Source organism: Mesorhizobium sp. B2-4-6, from assembly GCF_006442775.1.
In the GTDB taxonomy this organism is placed as follows: Bacteria; Pseudomonadota; Alphaproteobacteria; order Rhizobiales; family Rhizobiaceae; genus Mesorhizobium.
The window spans coordinates 235,287-255,586 of sequence record NZ_VFVI01000006.1 but is presented as its reverse complement, the minus strand read 5'-3'; the positions used below and the strand labels follow the sequence as shown (position 1 = coordinate 255,586).

19 protein-coding genes are annotated in these 20,300 nt (G+C 64.5%); 6 read left to right on the top strand and 13 right to left on the bottom strand.

Going from position 1 to position 20,300, the window contains the following annotated elements; genetic code table 11:
* Positions 1-9: 9 nt before the first annotated feature.
* Genes FJ957_RS17930 through FJ957_RS17905 form a run of 6 tightly spaced genes read right to left on the bottom strand, consistent with a single transcriptional unit; the run spans position 10 to position 6,421 of the window.
* Positions 10-1,251: an ABC transporter substrate-binding protein gene (locus FJ957_RS17930; protein WP_140833560.1), complete on the bottom strand. Its 1,242-nt coding sequence runs from the start codon at positions 1,249-1,251 to the stop codon at positions 10-12.
* Between the two features lie 51 nt (positions 1,252-1,302).
* Positions 1,303-2,331, bottom strand: a complete 1,029-nt coding sequence (locus tag FJ957_RS17925) for a branched-chain amino acid ABC transporter permease (protein WP_140833558.1) — start codon at positions 2,329-2,331, stop codon at positions 1,303-1,305.
* The gene (locus tag FJ957_RS17920) at positions 2,328-3,329 is read right to left on the bottom strand and encodes a branched-chain amino acid ABC transporter permease (protein ID WP_181180612.1); all 1,002 of its coding nucleotides are present in this window, start codon (positions 3,327-3,329) and stop codon (positions 2,328-2,330) included. The genes FJ957_RS17925 and FJ957_RS17920 overlap by 4 nt, the downstream gene beginning before the upstream one ends.
* A gap of 44 nt (positions 3,330-3,373) precedes the next feature.
* Positions 3,374-4,714 carry an amidohydrolase family protein gene (locus FJ957_RS17915; RefSeq protein WP_140833553.1) on the bottom strand — a complete coding sequence of 447 codons (1,341 nt, stop codon included), beginning with the start codon at positions 4,712-4,714 and terminating at the stop codon, positions 3,374-3,376.
* 52 nt (positions 4,715-4,766) lie between these two features.
* The gene (locus tag FJ957_RS17910; RefSeq protein ID WP_140833549.1) at positions 4,767-5,546 is read right to left on the bottom strand and encodes an alpha/beta fold hydrolase; all 780 of its coding nucleotides are present in this window, start codon (positions 5,544-5,546) and stop codon (positions 4,767-4,769) included.
* Complete coding sequence (locus FJ957_RS17905; RefSeq protein ID WP_140833546.1) at positions 5,543-6,421, bottom strand: fumarylacetoacetate hydrolase family protein; 879 nt, start codon at positions 6,419-6,421, stop codon at positions 5,543-5,545. The genes FJ957_RS17910 and FJ957_RS17905 overlap by 4 nt, the downstream gene beginning before the upstream one ends.
* A gap of 225 nt (positions 6,422-6,646) precedes the next feature.
* Here FJ957_RS17905 and FJ957_RS17900 point away from each other — a divergent pair, with 225 nt between their 5' ends.
* Positions 6,647-7,318: an FCD domain-containing protein gene (locus tag FJ957_RS17900; RefSeq protein ID WP_140709083.1), complete on the top strand. Its 672-nt coding sequence runs from the start codon at positions 6,647-6,649 to the stop codon at positions 7,316-7,318.
* Positions 7,319-7,681: 363 nt separating this feature from the next.
* Complete coding sequence (locus FJ957_RS17895; RefSeq protein ID WP_140643874.1) at positions 7,682-7,933, top strand: DUF768 domain-containing protein; 252 nt, start codon at positions 7,682-7,684, stop codon at positions 7,931-7,933.
* Between the two features lie 109 nt (positions 7,934-8,042).
* Here FJ957_RS17895 and FJ957_RS17890 read toward each other — a convergent pair whose 3' ends face one another.
* On the bottom strand, positions 8,043-9,161 hold the full coding sequence (locus FJ957_RS17890; RefSeq protein WP_140833544.1) for a P1 family peptidase: 1,119 nt from the start codon (positions 9,159-9,161) through the stop codon (positions 8,043-8,045).
* Between the two features lie 7 nt (positions 9,162-9,168).
* A complete protein-coding gene (gene xseA / locus FJ957_RS17885) occupies positions 9,169-10,734 on the bottom strand; it encodes an exodeoxyribonuclease VII large subunit (RefSeq protein WP_140833542.1) in 1,566 nt (521 codons plus the stop codon).
* A gap of 122 nt (positions 10,735-10,856) precedes the next feature.
* Between xseA and FJ957_RS17880 the strand changes: the two genes are divergently transcribed.
* Positions 10,857-13,067, top strand: coding sequence for an EAL domain-containing protein (locus tag FJ957_RS17880; protein WP_140833539.1), 2,211 nt, complete (start codon positions 10,857-10,859; stop codon positions 13,065-13,067).
* A gap of 2 nt (positions 13,068-13,069) precedes the next feature.
* On the opposite strand, the gene FJ957_RS17875 is transcribed toward FJ957_RS17880, so the two are convergent.
* Positions 13,070-14,026 (bottom strand): LysR substrate-binding domain-containing protein, encoded by a 957-nt coding sequence (locus tag FJ957_RS17875; protein WP_140833537.1) that lies wholly within the window; start codon positions 14,024-14,026, stop codon positions 13,070-13,072.
* Positions 14,027-14,264: 238 nt separating this feature from the next.
* Here FJ957_RS17875 and FJ957_RS17870 point away from each other — a divergent pair, with 238 nt between their 5' ends.
* Positions 14,265-14,555 carry a DUF1127 domain-containing protein gene (locus FJ957_RS17870; RefSeq protein WP_140643878.1) on the top strand — a complete coding sequence of 97 codons (291 nt, stop codon included), beginning with the start codon at positions 14,265-14,267 and terminating at the stop codon, positions 14,553-14,555.
* Positions 14,556-14,901: 346 nt separating this feature from the next.
* Here the strand turns inward: FJ957_RS17870 and FJ957_RS17865 are convergent, their stop codons facing one another.
* The 4 genes from FJ957_RS17865 to FJ957_RS17850 all read right to left on the bottom strand — a co-directional run bounded on the left by FJ957_RS17865 (position 14,902) and on the right by FJ957_RS17850 (position 19,078).
* Complete coding sequence (locus FJ957_RS17865; protein WP_140833535.1) at positions 14,902-15,933, bottom strand: DUF937 domain-containing protein; 1,032 nt, start codon at positions 15,931-15,933, stop codon at positions 14,902-14,904.
* 102 nt (positions 15,934-16,035) lie between these two features.
* On the bottom strand, positions 16,036-17,409 hold the full coding sequence (locus tag FJ957_RS17860) for a glutamate--cysteine ligase (protein ID WP_140833532.1): 1,374 nt from the start codon (positions 17,407-17,409) through the stop codon (positions 16,036-16,038).
* Between the two features lie 154 nt (positions 17,410-17,563).
* A complete protein-coding gene (locus tag FJ957_RS17855) occupies positions 17,564-18,298 on the bottom strand; it encodes a 16S rRNA (uracil(1498)-N(3))-methyltransferase (RefSeq protein WP_140833530.1) in 735 nt (244 codons plus the stop codon).
* 132 nt (positions 18,299-18,430) lie between these two features.
* Entirely contained in the window at positions 18,431-19,078 is a 648-nt protein-coding gene (locus FJ957_RS17850; protein ID WP_140833528.1) for a hypothetical protein, read from the bottom strand.
* Between the two features lie 85 nt (positions 19,079-19,163).
* On the opposite strand from FJ957_RS17850, the gene FJ957_RS17845 reads away from it, so the two are divergent.
* Positions 19,164-19,862 (top strand): type 1 glutamine amidotransferase, encoded by a 699-nt coding sequence (locus FJ957_RS17845; protein WP_140833526.1) that lies wholly within the window; start codon positions 19,164-19,166, stop codon positions 19,860-19,862.
* Between the two features lie 292 nt (positions 19,863-20,154).
* Entirely contained in the window at positions 20,155-20,286 is a 132-nt protein-coding gene (locus tag FJ957_RS32465; protein ID WP_263481599.1) for a hypothetical protein, read from the top strand.
* Positions 20,287-20,300 lie beyond the last annotated feature (14 nt).

Genomic DNA, 20,300 nt, shown 5'->3' with positions numbered 1-20,300 from the left:
CGCGTGCCGTTACGGGCAGCTCGGATTGTCGCGGTTGACCGCCCCAAGCTTCATGAACTCGTCCTCAGGAATGCCGAGCGTCTGGTTGACCTGCGGCACGACCTTGACCAGCTTGTTCAGGAGATTGCCGTCCGAACCTTCGGTGACCTCGGTCAGGAAGATGTCGGCGATGGCGTTGCGGTTCTTGTCGAGCGACACCTTGCCGGTCGGCGTGTCGAAGGACAGCTTCGACAACGCCTCGCGCAAGTTCTTGCCTCCATCGGAAACGTCGCCGCCGACCTGGTCCAGCGCCAGCAGCGTCGCCTTCATGTTCACATAGTAGCCATGGGCGAAGAGCGAGGGCGAGGGGAAGGCGCCCGGCTGCTTCTTGTAGGCGTCGACGAACGCCTTCCAGGCCGGCGCGTCATTGGTGTCGGCGGTCGGGCCGGCAGACGGCGTGCCCTTCAGCACATCCTTCAGCTTGCCCTTCGAGGTCAGCACCGTCTGGTCGACGGTGATCGAGCCGCCGATGAGCGGAGCCGAGCCGCCGGCCTGCTGGTACTGGGTCAGGAAGTTGACGGCGTCGGCGCCGCCGAGCGCCACATAGATGGCGTCGACATCCTCGGGAATCGCCGCGATGACGGAGGAGAAGTCCTTGTTGCCGATCGGCACCCAGGATTTCGACGGCACGTGCCCGCCGGCCTTGCAGAACTCGGCCATGAAGCCGAACACCTGCGTGTAGGGGAAGGAGTAATCCTCGGCGACGGTGGCGACCTTCTTGTAGCCCTTGTCGTTGAAGGCATAGGTGCCGAGGCCGGCCATCCACTGCGCCCCGTCGGTGGAAAAGCGGAAGAAGTTCTCGGCCGGATTGCGCAGCGTCGTGTCCTGCGCTGCCGAGGTGCCGTTGATGAACGTCACGTCCGGCTTGGTCTTGGCATAGTCCTTGACGGCGAGGCCTTCATCGCCCGAAAGCGGGCCGACCAGCACCTTCACGCCGTCCTGCTCGACAAGCTTGCGCGCGGCGCGCACGGCGCTGTCGGGCGAGGCGTCGGACGAGCCCTTGACGATCTCGATCTTCTTGCCGGCGACGGTGCCGTTGGTCTCGGCGACCGCCGTCATGGCGCCGCGTTCGCCGTCCTCGCCGAGCACCGTGAACGGCCCCTCGAAAGTGGCGAGCAGGCCGATCTTGATCGTGTCGTCGGCGGCGAGCGCCATCGAAGGCGCGGTCAGCCCGGTGAACAGCGCCAGGGCCAGCAGTGTACGTCTGTGCATTTTCGGTTCCTCCCGTTTGATTGGTCAGCAGTGCTTCATCCGCGCCGGCCGCTAGGGGCTGGCGCGCAAGGATCCTTGGGCAAGATGTGGCTTGATCCTCCCCCACAACCCAAGAATTCCATCCGGCGAGACGAAGACGATCGCCAGGAACACCAGGCCGATCAGCGTGTTGAAACGCTCGGCACCGACGATGTCGATGGCGAAGGTCTGCATCAGTATGACGACGATCGCGCCGACGAACGGCCCGATCGGGTGGCGCAGGCCGCCGATGACGGCGATGATCAGGATGTCGATCGCCACGTCGACGCCGATAGTGCCGGGCGAGACACGCCCGTTGAACCACACCAGAAGCACGCCCGCCAGCCCGGCGAGGATGCCTGCCAGGAGCCAGGCGAAGACCTTGTGCGCGGTGACATGATAGCCCAGCGCCCGCATCCTTCGCGGATTGTCGCGGATCGCCTGCAGGGTCATGCCGAAGGTGGAGCGGGAGCCGTAGAGCACCGCCGCGTAGGACAGCGCCGCAAGGCCGAGACAGAGGTAATAGAAGGGTTTCGGGTCACGCCAGTCGATGCCCCAGAAGACCGGCGCGTGGATGCCGGCGTAGCCGGAATGGCCATTGAAGATCGCGTAGTTCTGCTGGGCGAAATAGAAGGTCGCTGTCGCGATCGCCAGCGTGATCATGAGCGTGTAGATGCCTTCCGTGCGCACCGAGATCCAGCCGATCAGCGCCGACGACACCGCCGCCGCGGCAACCGCGAAGGGGACGACGATCCACCAGGGCCAGCCGAAGCCCAGCACGTTGGAATTGTTGCTGCCGAGGATGGCGACGGCGTAGGCGGCGATCCCGGCGACCGTGATCTGCGCCAGGCTGAGCATTCCGCCATAGCCGGCCAGCAGCATCAGCGACAGCGCCAGCACGCCGAAGATCATCGAGTAGCCGGCGATCTGCGTCAGGAAGAAATCCGATGCCACCAGCGGATAGAGAACGAGCGCGACGGCAAGGATGACGTGACCCGCGCCGATCTTGTCCAGCCAGTTCTGTTGCGGCACCGCGCCGTCGGCGGCCGTGGTCAGACTCATCTCGCCTTCCCCATGATGCCTTGCGGCCGCACCGCCAGCGTCACCACCATGATGACGAAGGTGAGCACCACGCCATAGGTCGGGAAATAGACTAGGCCGATCTGCTCGGCCAGCCCGATGAGCAGCGCTCCGATCGCCGCGCCGGTGATGGAGCCCATGCCGCCGACGATCACCACGACCAGCGAGGCAAGCAAATAGCGCACGTCCTCGCCGGGTGCGACCGAGAGGGCCGATCCGCCGACCACGCCGGCGAAACCGGCAAGCCCGGCACCGACCGCAAAGACGATGGCGAACACCGCATGCACGTTGACGCCCGAGGCCGACAGCATGGCGCGGTCGTCGACGCCGGCGCGGATCATCATGCCGACGCGGGTCCTGTTGAGCATCAGCCAGAGCCCGACTCCGATGACGATCGCCGCCGCCAGCACAACCACGCGGTAGAGCGGATAGGTGAGGAAGACCGAGGCGCCGTTCGAGCGCACTGCTGTGATGATTGGCAGGGTCAAGGCGCCGTCGAGCCATTCCGGCGTGGCGATCTGGTAGGTGCCGCCGGCCCACACCGCCAGCATCAGGTCCGCCGCGACGATCGAGATGCCGATGGTGACGAGGGTCTGTCGGAGGTCGTCGCCCTCCAGGCGGCGGAAGACGAAAACCTGCATGACGACGCCGATGATGGCCAGCACTGCAAAGCCGGCGGCGACGCCGAGCAGCCAGTAACCGGTGCGGTTGGTAACCTCGTAGCCGATATAGGCGCCGAGCAGGTAAAGCGAGCCGTGCGCCAGGTTGATGTTGCGCATCAGGCCGAAGATCAGGGTGAACCCGCTGGCGACCAGGAAATAGAGGCCGGCGAGCGTCAGGCCATTGAGGATGGCGCTGACGAAGGCCTTCTTGGAAATTAGGATCGCATTCAACCAGGCGGGCCAGACGGCGAAGACCAGCCAGGCGACGATCGCCGCAGCCAGCAGGCCGACCAGGCCCCAGGCCTGGTTGCGTGTCATGCCGCCGCCCGACAGCGGCGAGGACGATGGCTGGTCGAGTATGCTCATGCGGTCAGCCGCCGGCGCTGCTCGTTCATGCGCGGCGCCTTGTGGAACTTGCCGTCCTTCATGATGGCGAGGATGCGGTTCTTGTCCTGCAGGATGCGCACGTCCGAGATCGGGTCGCCGTCGATCAAAAGGATGTCGGCGAGATAGCCTTCCTTGATCAGGCCGAGCTCGTCGCCCATGCCCATGATCTGGCCGCCATATTTGGTGCCGGCCTGGATCGCCTCCATCGGCGAGAAGCCGAGCATCTCGACGAAGGTCTGGATGTCCTTGGCGTTGGTGCCTTGCGGCGTCCAGGCAAAGCCGTAGTCGCCGCCGATGCACACGCGAATGCCGCGCCGGTGCATCTTCTTCATCGTGTCGATGCACATTTCAAGCTCGCGCTCATATTCGAGCGACAGCGGCGAGCCGGGCTTGATGCCCCATTGCTCGGCGTACCGCGCGGTGTTGATCAGCCATGCGATGCCCGGTGCGACGAAATGCTTGTCCTTGACCGCCTCGAGCATGTCGAGCGCTTCCTCGTCGGCGAAGGAGGCGTGGTAGATGTTCTGGATGCCGTGGCGCACGCACTGCTTGACCGAGCCGGAAGAGCGTGCGTGCGCCGACAGGACCTTGTTGCGGCAGCGCGCCTCGGAGGCGGCCATGGCGACCTCTTCCTCGGACATCGGCGTCTCCTCGGCGCCCATGCCGGTGATGCTCTCGCCGGATAGGTTGAGCTTGATTGAATCGACGCCGTATTTGATCAGCTGGCGCACCGTGCGGCGGATTTCCTCCGGACCGGAGACGACTATGCCGAGATTGAGGCCCTCGTGCGGAATATGCGAGGGCGCGGAATCGCCGAGGCCGCCGACCGTTGTGATCTCCGGTCCCGCCGCGAGGTAACGCGGTCCGGGGAAGCGGCCCTGGTTGATGAACTTCTTGGCGACGACGTCGAGCCGGGGCTTGGCAGCGGCCGCGCCCCGGCCGGCGGTGAAGCCGGCATCGAGCACCAGCTTGGCCATCTCCATGGTGACCAGCATGTGCTCCTCGATCTCCATCATCTGGATGGGATCGATGCCGGGCGCGTTGTTCCAGGACAGATGCAGATGCGCGTCGATCATGCCGGGCATCAGCGTCGCGCCCATGCCGTCGATCACAGTGACGCCCCCTGGCGCGCCGCCATAATAGGAAGACGACGCGGAGGAGCCGAAGCGGGACGAGCCCTTGGTGATCTGCTTGATGCGGTCGCCCTGCACCAGCACCTCGCCGGTGTAGGGATATTCACCTGATGCGTCGAGCACGCGCACATTGGTGAAGAGCGTGCTTCCCGACCCGTTTCCGGCCCAGCTTTCGTCTGCCATAACAAGCCTCCCAACTTGCCGAGCGCGTAAGTCTACGCCCGATCCGAAATCCTCACCTATCAACCCGTCTCAAAAAATCGGCGAGCTTCGAGCTGCTCTCGCGCGGACTTTCCACCGTGGCCCAGTGTCCGCACCGATCGAGCGACGAGAATACGGCTCCCTTGATCTTGTCGGCAAGCGCCTGGGCGACGCCTGGCGGATTGACCGTGTCGGCATCGCCGGTGACGAGCAGGGTCGGCGCCGAGATCCGGCGCGCATCGACAGCTGTCGCTTTGGCCAGGGCCTCACAGGTGCGGGCATAGGATTCGGGGTCCTGGCGGGTGATCGATTCCCGCACGAAGGCCGCTGCCGCGGGCGATGTCTCCCTGGTGTGCGCCGAGATCGCGTTGGCGACGATCTGATCGGCGATGTCGGCGATGCCGCCCGAGCGCGCCAGACGGGCTCGGTTGGCCAAGCCTTGCCGTGTCGCTTCGGCCGGTTCAGCCAAGGCGCCGAACAGCGCGAGCGAAGCTACCAAGGAGGGCTGTGTCGCCGCGATCTGCTGGCAGATGATGGTGCCCATCGAATGGCCGACGAAGTGCGCCGAGGTAACGCCCATGCCGGCCATGGCGCGGATCACGGCTTCGCTCATCCCTTCGGTGGTAAGCGGTTCGATCGGGCGAGGCGAACGGCCCGAGCCCGGCAGGTCGAGCCGGAGGACGCGGTAGCCCGACAGCGCCCCCATCTGCGGCTGGAACATGTTCGAGGTGCCGCCGAGGCCGTGGATCATCACCACGGCCGCGCCTTCGCCTATAACTTCCCCGACGACCTGGCCGACAGTCACGGTCGTCATTGCGGCCTCTCCACGAAGCGGTTCTCCAGCGTGCCGATGCCGTCGATCTCGATGCGCACGACATCGCCGGGCTTGAGATATCTGGGCGGATCGAAGCCGATGCCGACGCCGACGGGTGTACCGGTGGCGATGATGTCGCCGGGCTTGAGCGTGATACCTTGCGACAGCGTGGCGATGATGGTCGGGATATCGAAGATGAGCAGCGATATCCTGGAGTCCTGGCGCAGGTCCTCGTTGACGAAACAGCGGATGCCGGCGCTGGCGAGATCGAATTCGTCCCTGGTGACGGCCCATGGACCCATCGGACAGAACGTGTCCTGCGATTTGCCGATCAGCCACTGGCTGTATTTGCCTTGCAGGTCGCGCGCCGTGACGTCGTTGACGATCGTATAGCCCCAGACGTGGTCGAGGGCTTCCTCTTTCGAGATGCCGCGCCCGCCCTTGCCGATGATGACGGCGAGCTCCGCCTCATAGTCGATCGCCGTCGACACGGAGGAGTCGATCAACACGCTGGCGTGGTTGGGGACGACCGATTCCGGCACTTTGGAGAAGATGATCGGGTGTTTCGGCACCGCGCCGGCGCCGGCGCTGGAATCGAAGCCTGAGCGGGCGAATTCGTGCGCATGCTCGTGATAGTTCTTGCCGACGCAGAAGATGTTGCGGCGCGGTTGTGGAATCGGAGCCTCGATCTCTACGCCCGCCAGCGGGACCGGCGAGAGGGTGCGCGGCAGACCGGCTCCGTTGCGTTCGATCAGCGCCAGCAATCCGGTCTCGGCGCGCTCGACGGGGAAATCGAAGGGGGCGACGGTCTGGGCGGCAAGATCGACCAGGCCGACCCGCCTTTCGCCGGCGAGCGAGAATGTCGCGACCCGCATGAAGTTCCTCCCGTGAACCAATTTTGAGCCAATTTTCCGCTCTTTTGAAACACGCTAGCGCCAGCTGGCTTAGGCCGCAAGCCGGATTCGGTTTGGCTGCGTGAAATAATTCCAATGCTCGCGGCCGTGCAAATGCGGGCCTGTTTGCAGGCCTGCATGATGGACGGCCGCGCGAAAAGCTGCTAATGAATGGTACATTATTGGATCAGATAAACGCTGCCAAACATGCCGAAGCTGGTTGCCAACGACATCGCCATCGCCTTGAAGAAACGGATTTCGCTGGGCGAATGGATGGAAAACGGCCGTATGCCGCCCGAGCGTGACCTGGCGAGCGAGTTCGGTGTGGCGCGCAACACGGTACGCCGCGCCGTCGGCCTGCTCGAGGATGACGGCACGGTCGTACGGCATGTGGGTCGCGGAACTTTTTTGACGGCAGCCAATCCCGATTCCATGGCCGCGACCGTCGCGCGGATGGAAGGGACCAGCCCGGCCGACATGATGGAGATCAGGCAGTTGCTGGAGCCGGCGGCGGCATCCTTCGCCGCGACCAATGCAAGCGCGGGCGAATTGAACGCCGTGCGCGAGGCGCACAAGATCGCCTGCGCATCTCAGGACATGCCGACGTTCGAGCACTGGGACGCGGAATTTCATCACCGTATATTTGCATGCTCGCGCAACGACTTCCTCAAGGAGATCCACAATCTCATGCGCGTCCTGCGCAATCAGCGGCCGTGGTTCGAGATGAAGAAGCGTTCCTTCTCGGAGGAACGCCGCGCCACCTATTGCAGCGAGCACCAGCTCGTCCTGGATGCCTTGCTGGCGCGCGACTCCGAAGGCGCCAGCAACGCGATGCTGACGCATCTGAGGACCGTCGAGCGCAATCTTCTGGGGAGGTAGCCGCCCCGATGAAGGGCCCCGAGTCGACATCGCATGAGGATGCCACTATATAGCGCCTGCTCCGGCTAAAGACGGGGCAACGTTGACCGGAAAGCTGTGACACTGCCTGTGCTACCCATCGTGATACAAATGCGCTGTCGAACATAGAAAAAGACAGCAAAAACAACAACGGCGGCCTTCTGTCGGTCCCGGCCAGCAATCCCATCATTCTCAACGATCTGAACGTGCACCTTCAACCCTTCCATTCCTTCCGTTTCGCGAACCACGGGCAAGATGTCTTGCCGTTGGAGGCCGACTCGGCTCGAATGGAGGGGGCGGACGTTCATGGCTACCAACCGGCTTAGCCGCTAGGGAAGAAGCAGTATGAGTGAACATGCGATCGAGTTCTTGCGCGGATGGATTGGCGAGAAAGTCCAATGCCAGCATTCGCCGATCAAGATCGAGCAGGCCGAGACCCTTGCCAAGGAGTGCTGCGCCAAGGCTGCCGAGGCGGGCATTCTCCTGGAGGACATCCAGGAAGAGGTCGGCGACATCCAGGAACTGATCGCGTCGCGCCTTGAGGAGGCCGCCGAAGAGGGCACCAGCGAAGCGAAGCCCGACAAGCCGGCGGAATAAACAGCCGCCTGCCACAGGCCGGCTTAGAGCAATTCCAGGAAAAGTGTGTAACGGTTTTCCGTCCGGAATTGTGTAAAAACAAAAAGATAGAGCGTTCCCGTGAAACGCTCTATCCGAATTTTTCCTTCAGCCATGCCTTAGGCAGCGCCGGCACGAAATTGCCGTCGCGCCCCGTCATATCCTCGTTCGCCACCAATGCGTTGAGGATCGCTTCCTCGACACCTTGCACGACCGCGTCGAAGAACGGGTCGATGTCGACGTCCGGGACGAACTCAGCGCGGGCGATGCGGCCGGAAGCCGCCTGGGCGGCCTCCGGATTGGCGGTCGAGAAGGCGAGAAAAATATCGCCCGAACTGTGGTAGCCATAGCCGCCGGTCATGGCGATGCCCAGCGGCACCCGTCGGGCGAGCCGCTTCATCTGATGCGGCAGGAACGGCGCGTCGGTGGCGACGACAGCGATGATCGAACCCTTTTCGGCGCGCGCCGTCGCCTCGCGGACCGCCGGGTCGACAAGCTCCGGCCCGATGCGCCGGCCACGAATGGTGAAATTGCGCCGTTGGCCGAAATTCGACTGCACGAAGACACCCAGCGTATAGCGCCTGTCCTGCCATTCGACGACGCGCGAAGCGGTGCCGGATCCGGCCTTGAAGCCGAAGGTGATCATACCGGTGCCGCCGCCGACGCTGCCTTCCTCGATGGCCCCGCCGCTAGCGCCGTCGAGCGCGGCGGCGACATGCTCGAAGCCGACGTGATGGCCGTTGATGTCGTTGAGGAAGCCGTCATAGGTCTCTGCCGCCACCGGCAGGCCCCAGCCTGTATCGAGCGCGGCTGGCAGCACCTTGTGCATCCAGCGCAAGGTGGCGTCGCGGGTGACGCCGCAGGAATGCGTGTTGGTGATGGTGACCGGGAAATTGAAGGCGCCGGTTTCCTCGATGATATGCGTCCCGGTCAGCTCGCCATTGCCGTTCTGGCTGAACACGCCGGCGAAGACCGGCGTCGCGAGATCGGCGACCGGCCGTGGCAGGATCGCGGTGACGCCGGTGCGCACCGGGCCGATGCCGACCTGCAGCGGACCGTCGCCTGAAATCAGCGTCGTGTAGCCCACCGACACCCCCGGTACGTCGGTGATGGCGTTGAAACGGCCGGGCGTGCCGTCGAGCGCGATACTGAAGGAGCGCAGGCGCGGCTTGCCCGATGGCGTGCGAAGATGCGGGTCGTGGTTGCTCATGGAAACCTCAGAACAACGAGCCCTGATTGCCCGGCTCCTTGGCTTTCGCGGGCGATTTGGCGGCCAGCTTCGGCCGTGCGCCGCCGCTGGTGGCGATGGCGTCGGCATTGCCGTCGGCGAATTCCAGCTGCAGCGCCACGCCGGGCGCCAGCTCCGCGACCCGCTTGATCACGGCGCCGTCAGCGTCCTTGACCAACGCGAAGCCACGCGCCAGCACGGCTTTGTGCGACAATGTCGAAAGCAGCCGGTCCGCCTGGGTGAGAGCCGCGCGCAGCCGGTCGAGCCGCCGCGCCGTCGCCTGGTCCTGCCTGCGCGACAGTCCGGCCAATGCGTCGGCCTGCAGCTTCTGCCGTCGGACGATCGGCGCCGGCGACAGCCGCGTAGAATTGCGCTGAAAGCGTGCGCGGCGCTCGCGCACGATGGCGAAGAACGCGGCTCGCGCCCGGGCAATGTCGCGGCCGGTCAGCGTGCGCGCTTCGTTGAGGCGCCGCGACAGGGTCGCCGGCGTCAGCCTTTGCCGCTCCAGCGTTGCTCGCTTGCGCTCGATATTCACTGTCAGCCCCCGGCCAAGTCGGCTGGTCGCATCGTCGAAACGGCGGCGTGGCAGCGCCAGCAACTGGTCGGGCGAGGGGAGTGCCCGCGCCGCCGCGCGCACCGCCTGGCGCTTGCGCTCCAGATGCCGCGAGGCGCAGGCGTTGAGCCGCGCGCCGAGGCTGGCGAGCGTCGCCACCAGATCCGCCCTGACCGGTACGGCGATCTCGGCCGCACCCGTCGGCGTCGGCGCGCGCATGTCGGCGACGAAGTCGATCAGCGTCCAGTCGGTCTCGTGCCCGACAGCGGAGATCACCGGGATGCCGGACGCCGCAACGGCCCGCGCCAGCCCTTCGTCGTTGAAGCCCCAGAGGTCTTCGAGGCTGCCGCCGCCGCGTGCCACGATCAACAGATCGGGCTGACGGATGGATCCCTCCCATGTCAACGCGTTGAAGCCGTTGACCGCAGCCGTGACCTCCCGGGCCGTTGTCTCGCCCTGGACCCTCACCGGCCAGACCAGCACATGGAGTGGAAACCGGTCCTTGATGCGATGGATGATGTCGCGGATCACCGAGCCGGTCGGCGAGGTGACGACGCCGATGACGCGCGGCATGAACGGCAGCCGGCGCTTGCGGCCGGCATCGAACAGGCCTTCGGCCTGCAGCCGTCGTTTCCGCTCTTCGAGCAGCGCCATCAGCGCGCCGGCGCCCGCCGGCTCCAGATTGTCGATGACGATCTGGTAGTTGGATTTGCCGGGATAGGTCGTCAGCTTGCCGCTGGCGATCACCTCCATGCCTTCCTCGGGGCGGAACTTCAGCCGCGCCATGGTGGTCTTCCAGACCACGGCATCGATCCGCGCTCGGTCGTCCTTCAACGCGAAATAGGCGTGGCCGGACGAATGCGGGCCGCGATAGCCGGAAATCTCGCCACGCACCCGCACATTGCCGAAGGCGTCCTCGACAGTGCGCTTCAGCGCGCCGGAAATCTCGCTCACCGTGTATTCGGTGGCATTGCTGCGTGATTCGGTTGCTGCTTCACTCATCTGGCGATTGGGGAACGCTTATCGGCGCGCGTCAAGCCGGGAGAAACCTCGCTAATATTATAACGCGATTTTAAGCCCGATTTGCTTTGACTGGCGCGCCAGGAGGGCCGGCCGGGGACGTGATGAGCGCACGCCACAACAGCAGTCCGTTGACGCGTCAGGTCACGCTGATCGTGCTGACGCTCGCCGCCTTCGCTTTGGCCATTGTCGTCGGCTTCGGCTTCTACGCGGCCGGCCAGGCCGATAATGCCTCGCTCGAACGGCAGAAGATGTTCATCGCCAACGGTCTGCAGGACCAGATCGCGGCCGTGCGGCGGGAGCAGGAAAGCGTTTCGGTCTGGGACGATGCCGTCATCAACGCGAAGGCCAGCAACCAGGGCTGGATGGCCGACAACCTCAGCGTCTGGATGTACACCTACTACGGCCACAACCGGGTCTACATTCTGGATAGCGCCAACCATCCGGTCCACGCCATGCGCGAAGGCAAGGTGGTCGACGCATCCGACTATGCCGAGGATCAGCCCATCCTTCTTCCGGCCATCGAAAAACTGCGCGGCATGCTCGCGCAGCCACCCGAATTCGGCGTGTCCGGCCAGCCTGCGAAGATGGTGGCCGGGGATTTGGTGTCGCTCGACGGCAAGCCGGCGATCTTGAGTGTGATGCCGCTGGTGCCGAGCTCGGACAGGGTCACCCAGGCGCCGGGTACGGAATATCTGCATGTGTCCGTCGAATTCATCAACGACGCGGTGATCGGCAAGCTCGCCGGAAAATACCTGCTTGATGGCGCGCGGCTGGTGCCTTTGTCACAGGCGGCTGGCCCAGCCGCCGTGCCGCTGGTCGATTCGCGCGGCGTCATCCTCGGCTATATCGGCTGGGACCAGCTGCGGCCCGGCCTTGCCTTGGTGCGCGAGATCGCTCCTGCCCTGGCGGTCGCGCTGCTGTTGGCGGGCGGTGTGCTGGTGTTCCTGTTGCGTAGGTTGCGTCGCGCCTCGGCCGCGCTGCAGACAAGTCAGGACCAGGCGCAGTATCTTGCCTTCCACGACACGCTCACCGGCCTGCCCAACCGGGCGCTGTTCGAGGACCGCTTGCGGCGCACGCTGCTGTTCGCCAGCCAGGACAGGACGCGCGTGGCGCTGCTTTACCTCGACCTCGATCGCTTCAAGCATATCAACGACACGCTCGGCCATCCGTCCGGCGACGAGCTCGTGCGTCAGACTGCGGCGCGGCTCAAGCACACGATCCGCGAAGTCGATACCGTCGCGCGACTCGGCGGCGACGAATTCGCCGTCATCCTGCTTGACGTTCCCGACGCCGGAAGTGCCGAGGACATCGCCGAAAGGCTGCTCTTGAAGCTGCGCGAGCCGTTCCGGCTGATCGACGACCAGGTCTTCGTCAGCGCCAGCGTCGGCATCGCGCTGTCGTCCGGATCGGACACCGACGCGGACGACCTGTTGCGCAAGGCCGACATCGCGCTTTACGAGGCCAAGAAGAACGGTCGTGGCCGCTACGAGCTGTTTGCCGGCGACATGGACGATCTCCTGTTGCGCAAGCGCAAGGTCGAATCCGAACTCCGCAAGGCGCTCGACGGCGAAGGTGGCATCAAGCTCGCTTATCAGCCGGTTTTCGGGGCCGACGGCCGCGAAATACTGGGTGCCGAAGCGCTGATCTGCTGGGGGCATGAAGTGCATGGTGCCTTGCCGGCGGCGCAATTCATCGCGATTGCCGAAGAGCGCGGCCTCATCGGCGAGCTCGGCAAATGGGCGCTGAGCGAAGCCTGCCGCTTTGCCGTCACGACCGAATTGCCGTGGATCGCGGTCAACATCTCGCCGACGCAACTGCGTGACGCCGGCTTTGCCGACGAGGTCGCCGAGATCCTGGGCGAAGCCGGGCTCGATCCCTCTCGCCTGCAGCTTGAGACCACCGAAAGCGTTCTGCTCGAGCACAATGACGCGATCGGCAGGATGATTACCGCGCTGCGCCAGTCCGGCGTGCGCTTCGTGCTCGACGATTTCGGCACCGGCTATTCCTCGCTCAGCTATCTGCGCCGTCAGGCGATCGACAAGCTGAAGATCGACCGCTCTTTTGTGCGTCTGCTCGACGAGGACCAAAGCGCCCGCGCAATCGTCAAGACGCTGATCGAGCTGGCGCTGGCACTCAAGGTGGAGGTGACCGCTGAAGGCGTCGAGACTGACGCGCAAAAGACCTTGCTGGTCGGCATGGGCTGCCACCAGTTGCAGGGCTATCTGCTGTCGCCGCCGCTGGAGCCCGGCCAATTGCTTGCGCTGCCGGCTGTTTCGTCCGCCGACCGGGAACTTTCGGCAGCTCGCGCCTGACTTTACCAGCCAGGCATGATCTGGTTCGCCTTGACCCGTTTCATCTTGGCGAAGGCGAGCGCGGCGAAGTCGAAGCTTCCCGCCTCCTCGCTGATCGGCACGGAAATGTTGTCGAGGCTCTCGGCGATGTGGCGGGCCAAGGCGTCGACGATCTCCGGCTGAGATGTCTGGCCGCGCATGATGCCGATGCGGCAGTCCGGCAACTGGCCGAAGCCGTCGGCCTCGCCGAGCACGCGCATGCCTGGCCGGAGCGCGCATTCCGGCAGCACCGAGACCGCCAGGCCGGAAAGCACGGCCGCGGTGATCACCGTGGCCGAGAAGCTGGAGAACAGCACGCGGTACTCGCGACTCTGGCGGTCGAGCACGTCGACCGCGGCGCGCCGCCAGATGCAGTTCGGCCGCCCGAACGCCATCGGCAGGGTTTCCTGCTCATGCGTGGCGTGGTTGGCCGAGGTGACCCACAAAAGCGGCTCGCGCCGCACCACCTCCGACTGGCCGCGCGTGTCGTTGTGCGTCACCAGCGCCAGGTCGAGATTGCCGCGCTTGATGTGCTCGACCAGCCCTGGCGTCGGCTCGCAGACGACCGTCAGTTCGACGCGCGGGTTGGAGCGCGAGAAGCGCGCCATGATCTCGGGCAGGAAGCGGTCGGCATAGTCGTCGGGTGTGCCGATGCGGATCGTGCCTTCCAGCCGCTGGTCGTCGAAGGCGGCCAAGGTCTCGCGGTTGAGGTGGATTAGCCGCCGCGCATAGGAAAGCAGCCTGTCGCCTTCCTCGGTCAGCTTGTTGGTGCGGCCGTCCTTTTCGAACAGCTGCTTGCCGATCCGCTCCTCCAGCCGCCGCATCTGCATAGACACCGCCGACTGCGTGCGGTGGACCTCCTCGGCCGCGCGGGTGAAGCTTCCCGTATCGGCGATCGAGATGAAGGTCTGCAACTGATCGAGGTCGAGCGGCGCTTTCATCGGTCCAACCTATCATTGATGTTGATGCTACAGATTAAAAACATTCGTTGGATTAATCAATCGCGCGATGGCAAATTGGCATCGTCCACATGAAAGCAGTGCGTGTCGCCCACAAGTGGCCCCCGGTTTTGGCGGCAACGACATGCATCACGTCAATGAATGGAAACCGGAACGGCGCTTCTCCCAAGGCGCCGCTTGCCTGGTTTCGTCCGCTCGACTCCTGGAAGGAGAGACTGACATGACCACGATTGAATTCGCTTCCGAGACCCCGCGCATCACCACGCGTCCGGCCGTTGCGACGCGTGCGCTCAATGCTCTCGCCAACGCCTATGTCGCCTGGAAAAATCGCCGCGCCTTCTATCGCCTGGGCGAGATGTCGGACGCCGAGCTTGCCGATATCGGCCTGACCCGCGCCGACCTCCATGTCGCCGTCGCCGTGCCCTTCGGCCGCGACCCGACGGTGAAGCTGCGCGCCATCGCCAGCGAGCGCGCCGACACGATCGAGGATCTCGCTCGTCAGGTGGCCTGAACCGCCGCGTTGCCTGGATTTCCGGTCGCGTTGAACCTTTTCACGGCTCGGCGCGACCAAGTCTCATGCAGGCCCCACACTCCCTGCCGGTTCCCCGCCGGCCAGCCTGCACATTGCCCGGTTCCTCCTCCAGGACCGGGCATTTTTCTTTAGTTCGTCACTCTAGGGCGGAGCAAGGAGCGAAGCGACGCGCGCAACCCTAGAATCCATGCCGTGACGTTGATGTACTGTGCAGAATTCTGCTCCGCTGCACCCTTCGGCGAAGGTAACGGCATGGATCCTCGGGTCTACGCTCCGCTTCGCGTCGCTCCGCCCGTGGATGACGACCTCGCCGTCGACGCGCTACCTAGCGCCGGTCCATGTCGCGTTTGAACTGATCGAAGATCGTCCCGACATTCTTTTCATATTCGTCGCGCTGCTGGGCACCGGTCTCGAACATCTTGCCGAAGATGTCGTCGAACGGATTTCGCGGCCGGCCGCTCGGGTTGGTCTGCGGTTGTTGCGGCGCGCTTTGCTGCGGCTGCGGCTGGGGCGCCGGTTGTCCCCCAGGCATGCCGAAACCGCCGCCGCCCTGGCGCAGCATCTCCTCGAAGATCTTGCCGAGCGGGTTGTCGCCATAGGGGCTTTGCGTCTGCTGTGGTTGAGTCTGCTGCGGCTGCTGCGTCGTGCCGCCGCCGAACATATCCTGCAGCACCTTGCCGAGCGGGTTTTCGCCGTACGGACTGGGCGCCTGCTGGGGCTGGTTTTGCGGCTGCGGCGCGCCGCCGCCGAACATGTCCTGCAGCACTTTGCCGAGCGGGTTCTCCCCATAGGGATTGGGCGCGGGTTGCGGCGCCTGGCGTTGCTGCGGCGCCGGCGCAACGCCGCTCTGCCGCATCATCTCCTCGATGATCTCGCCGAGCGGATTGTTGCCGCCACCGAAACCGCCGGCGGCCTGCATCTGCCCCCCACTCAATTGATTGTTGGTCTGCTTGAACAGCCCGCCCATCATCATCGAGGCCAAGGCCGGCAGCATCTGCTGCAGCACCTGCTGGCTCAGTCCCGTCGCCTGCGCGGCCTGGCTCGCCACGGCGCGCGACAGGTCCTTCGAGCCGAACAGATGGCCGAGAATGCCGTTGCCCTCATCGATGCCTTGCGGCGAAAAGGCCCTCGTGGCGTCCTCGAAATACTGGGCGTGCTGGCCGCTTGCCATCGCCGTCATGAAGGCGCCCATCCCGTAGGGATCGGCGGTATTGCGCTGCAGCCCTTGCGAGAAGGCGGGCAGCAACGCCTGCACCGCGGCCTGCGTCTGCTGCATCGAAAGCCCGTATTGCTGGGCCAGCGCCTGCATGCCGGCGCCGTTCTGGGCTTGAGCGAATATGTCGAACAAGGAAGGCATTGGCATCTCCTCCGAGAACATCCTCGTGGAAGAAACCTAGTTCGTTTCCATTCCTGATTGAAGCGGCTTTCGTCGCGCCACCGTCACGCGGAACCCGGACGGTTAATAGGCATACTCCATGAACACCGGCTCGATCGAGCCGCCCCAGCGCGTGTGATAGGCCGACAGCATCTCCTCGGCGCTGGTCGTACCGCGCGCGACCACTTCGTCGAGTGTGTTGAGAAACGAGGTCTCGTCATAGCCGTCGCGGTTCTTCTTGCCGCGGTTCTTGAGCCCCACGCGCGAGATGGCGAGCACGTCGCGGGCGACGTCGCGCAAGGTGGCATTGCGGAATGGCGCCGCAATGCCTTGCTCCGGCACGGCGTTGCGCATCGCCAGGGCTTCTTCGTAGGTCCAGCTCGCCGTCAGCGCCTCGGCGGCATCCAGCGCCTGCTCGTCATAGAGCAGCCCGACCCAGAAGGCGGGGAGGGCACAGATGCGCCGCCACGGGCCGCCGTCGGCGCCGCGCATTTCGAGGAAACGCTTCAAGCGCACGTCGGGAAACAGGGTCGAGAGATGGTTTGCCCAATCGCCCATCGTCGGCAGCCCATCGGGAATCTCGTTGCGCGCGGCGCCTTCCATGAACTGGCGGAACGTGTAGCGCGTCATGTCGTGATAATGGCCGTCACGGATGACGAAATACATCGGCACGTCGAGCGCCCATTCGACGTAGTCGGCGAAGCCGAAATCGGGCGAGAAGCAGAATTCGAGCATACCGGAGCGCTGGTTGTCGGTATCGCGCCAGATGTCGCCGCGCCAGCTCTGCAGGCCGTTCGGCCGGCTCTCGGTGAAGGGCGAGTTGGCAAACAGCGCCGTCGACAGCGGCTGCAGCTTCAGCGACACCTGCATCTTGCGGCGCATGTCGGCTTCGCTCTCGAAGTCGAGGTTCACCTGGATCGTGCAGGTGCGGTACATCATGTCGAGGCCCTTGGTGCCGACCTTCGGCATGTAGCGGGTCATGATCTCGTAGCGCGACTTCGGCATTTTCGGCGTGTCGGCAAGCGACCATTTCGGGCTGCCGCCAAGGCCGAGGAAGCGGATGCCCATCGGTTCGGCGATCTCGCGCACCTGCGCCAGATGCGCATTGCCCTCGCGACAGGTCTGGTGGATTGATTCCAGCGGCGCGCCGGACAGTTCGAACTGTCCACCGGGCTCCAGCGAGATCGCGCCCTGGCCGGTCGGCTCGACCAGGCCGATGATGCGGCCGGCATCCATGATCGGATCCCAGCCGAGCTTTTGCTGCATGCCTTCGAGGATGGCGCGGATGCCGCGTTCGCCGCCATAGGGCACCGGCGCGTTGCCGTCGACATAGAAGGGGAATTTTTCGTGCTCGGTGCCGATGCGCCATTTGTCGCGCGGCTTGTTGCCGGCGGCCAGATAGCCAACCAGTTCGTCGATGCCTTCGATGGGTTGGGTATCGGTTGTGTCGCGCGCCATAAAAAATGCCCTCCGCAGCGGTCGGTCGACCGCCGGGCGCTAGATGGACGAAATGTCAGTAGCCGATCAAGCGAAAAATCCTGAGCCACGGCTCAACTGGATTTGATCTGCGTGGCTCGCCTTCCCTTCTCCCACGAGGGGAGAAGGAAAGATCCTACCAGTCGCCGATCGTCGCCTGGATCGCGGCCAATGCTGCCACCGCCGCCGTATCGGCGCGCAGGATGCGTGGCCCGAGCGGAATGACGGTGACGAAAGGCAAGGCCCTCAGCATCTTGCGCTCGTCGTCGGAAAATCCGCCCTCGGGTCCGACCAGAAGCGCAAGTTTCTTCTCACTTACCGCTTGCAAGGCCGGAAGCGGATTGTTGGTCGAGGCATCCTCGTCGCAGAAGATCAGCCGCCTCTCCTTGTCCCAATTGGCAAGAAGCCGTTCCAGCTTTTCGGCTTCGCGCACCTCCGGCACCGCCAGGATCCCGCATTGCTCGGCCGCCTCGACGACATTGGCGCGCAGCCGATCGATGCCGGGCTTTGCCACCTGCGTGTGCTGGGTGATGACCGGCTGCAACTCACCAGCCCCCATCTCGACGGCTTTTTGCACCAGGTAATCGAGCCGGCCCTGCTTCAGCGGTGCAAAGCAATAAACGAGACCGGGCAGCGGCGGCTGCGGCCGCTGCAGCTCGAGCACCTTCAGCCGGACCGCCTTCTTGGACTTCGCGGCGATCGAAGCCGACCATTCGCCATCGCGGCCATTGAAAAGCAGGACCTCGGCGCCTTCGCCGAGCCGCAGCACATGGGCGAGATAGTGGCTCTGCTGCTGTCCAGCGTCGAATTCGAGGCCGGGCCCGAGATCGTCCGGCACGAACAGGCGTTGCATTTTGTAATTGGCGCGCATGGCCCAAGCAGGTTCCGCAAAAGTGTCTCGCGGTTTTGCGATCAGAACCTGCAAAAAACAAGGGAATCTAAGCAGATATTCACGGGACATCCCACAATATCTGCCTGGCAATGGGCGAGGCGCTGGGCGTCGTCAAGTATCGGCGGTCGGATGCCAGGCTGGCGCAAAGCCTTGCCGCAACACCGCGATGCTGGTCGCCGGCGTCAGCAGGCGCAGTGGCCGGTCGTCCAGGCGATCGAAGCCAATTGGACTGGCGTAGCCCGCGAACGACCATTTACGTGCCGCGCCGGCGCGCAGCGCATAAGCGACGTCGCCGTCCGCGATCATCGTGCCATCAGGCAGGGCGCCAAGCTGCGATGTGGTCACGACGGGCGGCTGTCCGCCCGAAGCCGGCCGCTCCTTGTGCAGCCGCTTGTCGACCATCGGCGCGCGGGGGAGTTCAATGCCGAATGCTTCGCCGAAGCGGCTCACGAAATCGGTCGCCCGTTCGCGCCGGCAGAAGAAACAGGGCCGATGGCCGGCGGCCAATGCCGTCACCTCGTCGAGGAAGAAGAGCTCGGTCCAGCCGGCCTTGCCGCCAGGCCGATTGCGGCCCATCGGCTCGCGCCGGACATTGCGGAACTGGCAGACGCAGATGATCCAGGCCGGCAGGGCCCAACGCTTCTTCAGAAGCGTCTTCGTCTCGGGGTCATGGATAATGCCGCGATTGCCGGTGAACAGGCCACGTTCCGGCACGGCGTGGATAGCGCCGAAGGGATCGACCCGGTTCTGCAGTGGCATATCTTTCTCTCCGCTGCGCATCTTGGCTGAAACACGGGCCGCATGATATCGCTCGCCCCAGCATTTTCATGTCAGCAGGTTTTCGATGCGGGTTTTGGTCGTCCAGAATTTCGACAATGAGGGCCTTGGCCAGATCGGCGCGGCCCTTGTGGAAGCCGGCGCCGACATCGATCTGCGCAAGCCTTACCACGGCGAAGCGCTGCCGCAGGACAGCAGCGAGCATGACGCCATGGTGATGTTGGGCGGCGCCCAGAACGCGCTCGACGACGAGATTTGTCCCTATTTCCCTGCATTGCTCGACCTGACCCGCGATTTCGCCGACAAGGATCGTTCGGTGCTCGGCATATGCCTTGGCAGCCAGCTTGTGGCGCGCGCCTTTGGCGGCGCCAACCAGATCGGCGGCGCCACCGAGTTCGGCTGGCATAAGGTGTCGCTGACGCCGGCCGCCAAATCGGATCCGGTCCTTGCGGCGCTGCCCGAGAAATTCCCGATCTTCGAATGGCATGACGACACGTTCGGCCTGCCGGAAAACGCCGTGCGGCTGGCCGGCAGCTCAATCGCCGAAAACCAGGCCTTCCGCCTCGGCCGCGCCGTCTATGGCTTCCAGTTCCACTTCGAGGCGGATACGCCGATGGTGCGCGACTGGAGCACGTCCTTCGCGGCAACGATCGCCGAGCGCCATCCCGACTGGAACGACCGGCTCGACGACGAACTGGCCCGCAATGGCGCCGACGCCGACGCTGCCGGGCTGGCAGTTGCCCGCGCCTGGGTGGCCACGATCTGATCCAAGCCCATCCTTGGACGAGGCGTGGCATAATTGGCACGCTTGCTGGTTTCCGCCTGGGGACAACATTCTTCTTTCTTGGTTTGTGTCCGGCCGCTCGCCTAAGAGGGCGCGCTTTGTATCGTCGGTGCAACCGCCATGAACCTTTTGTGTGATCCAGCCGACACACCGGCGATACAGAATCTGCTTAGAAGCGCGAAATCGTCGAAACATTGAGACGCATTTTATCGTTTCAACGCATTGGTAACCGCCTCGTGCCCAGATGCAGAAAGCTTAACCAGAGATGACGTCCGTGAAAGCAGCTCTCCTGTCTTTTGTCATGCTGTCTGCCATCGTGCTCTGCGGCCTGGGCATTTATGCCGCCGACGCAGCGACCAACCACCGGGCCGTCGACGGCTACGGCGTCACCGCCTCGCTGAACTAGATCCGGAATCTGAG

Coding starts and splice junctions, on each gene's coding strand:
- FJ957_RS17925 (WP_140833558.1), bottom strand. CDS start 2,331: ATGAGTCTGACCACGGCCGCCGACGGCGCGGTGCCGCAACAGAACTGG.
- FJ957_RS17905 (WP_140833546.1), bottom strand. CDS start 6,421: ATGCGGGTCGCGACATTCTCGCTCGCCGGCGAAAGGCGGGTCGGCCTG.
- FJ957_RS17870 (WP_140643878.1), top strand. CDS start 14,265: ATGACCACGATTGAATTCGCTTCCGAGACCCCGCGCATCACCACGCGT.
- FJ957_RS17850 (WP_140833528.1), bottom strand. CDS start 19,078: ATGCCACTGCAGAACCGGGTCGATCCCTTCGGCGCTATCCACGCCGTG.
- xseA (WP_140833542.1), bottom strand. CDS start 10,734: ATGAGTGAAGCAGCAACCGAATCACGCAGCAATGCCACCGAATACACG.
- FJ957_RS17920 (WP_181180612.1), bottom strand. CDS start 3,329: ATGACACGCAACCAGGCCTGGGGCCTGGTCGGCCTGCTGGCTGCGGCG.
- FJ957_RS17860 (WP_140833532.1), bottom strand. CDS start 17,409: ATGGCGCGCGACACAACCGATACCCAACCCATCGAAGGCATCGACGAA.
- FJ957_RS17900 (WP_140709083.1), top strand. CDS start 6,647: ATGCCGAAGCTGGTTGCCAACGACATCGCCATCGCCTTGAAGAAACGG.
- FJ957_RS17930 (WP_140833560.1), bottom strand. CDS start 1,251: ATGCACAGACGTACACTGCTGGCCCTGGCGCTGTTCACCGGGCTGACC.
- FJ957_RS17890 (WP_140833544.1), bottom strand. CDS start 9,161: ATGAGCAACCACGACCCGCATCTTCGCACGCCATCGGGCAAGCCGCGC.
- FJ957_RS17895 (WP_140643874.1), top strand. CDS start 7,682: ATGAGTGAACATGCGATCGAGTTCTTGCGCGGATGGATTGGCGAGAAA.
- FJ957_RS17845 (WP_140833526.1), top strand. CDS start 19,164: ATGCGGGTTTTGGTCGTCCAGAATTTCGACAATGAGGGCCTTGGCCAG.
- FJ957_RS17875 (WP_140833537.1), bottom strand. CDS start 14,026: ATGAAAGCGCCGCTCGACCTCGATCAGTTGCAGACCTTCATCTCGATC.
- FJ957_RS17855 (WP_140833530.1), bottom strand. CDS start 18,298: ATGCGCGCCAATTACAAAATGCAACGCCTGTTCGTGCCGGACGATCTC.
- FJ957_RS17910 (WP_140833549.1), bottom strand. CDS start 5,546: ATGACGACCGTGACTGTCGGCCAGGTCGTCGGGGAAGTTATAGGCGAA.
- FJ957_RS17865 (WP_140833535.1), bottom strand. CDS start 15,933: ATGCCTTCCTTGTTCGACATATTCGCTCAAGCCCAGAACGGCGCCGGC.
- FJ957_RS17880 (WP_140833539.1), top strand. CDS start 10,857: ATGAGCGCACGCCACAACAGCAGTCCGTTGACGCGTCAGGTCACGCTG.
- FJ957_RS17915 (WP_140833553.1), bottom strand. CDS start 4,714: ATGGCAGACGAAAGCTGGGCCGGAAACGGGTCGGGAAGCACGCTCTTC.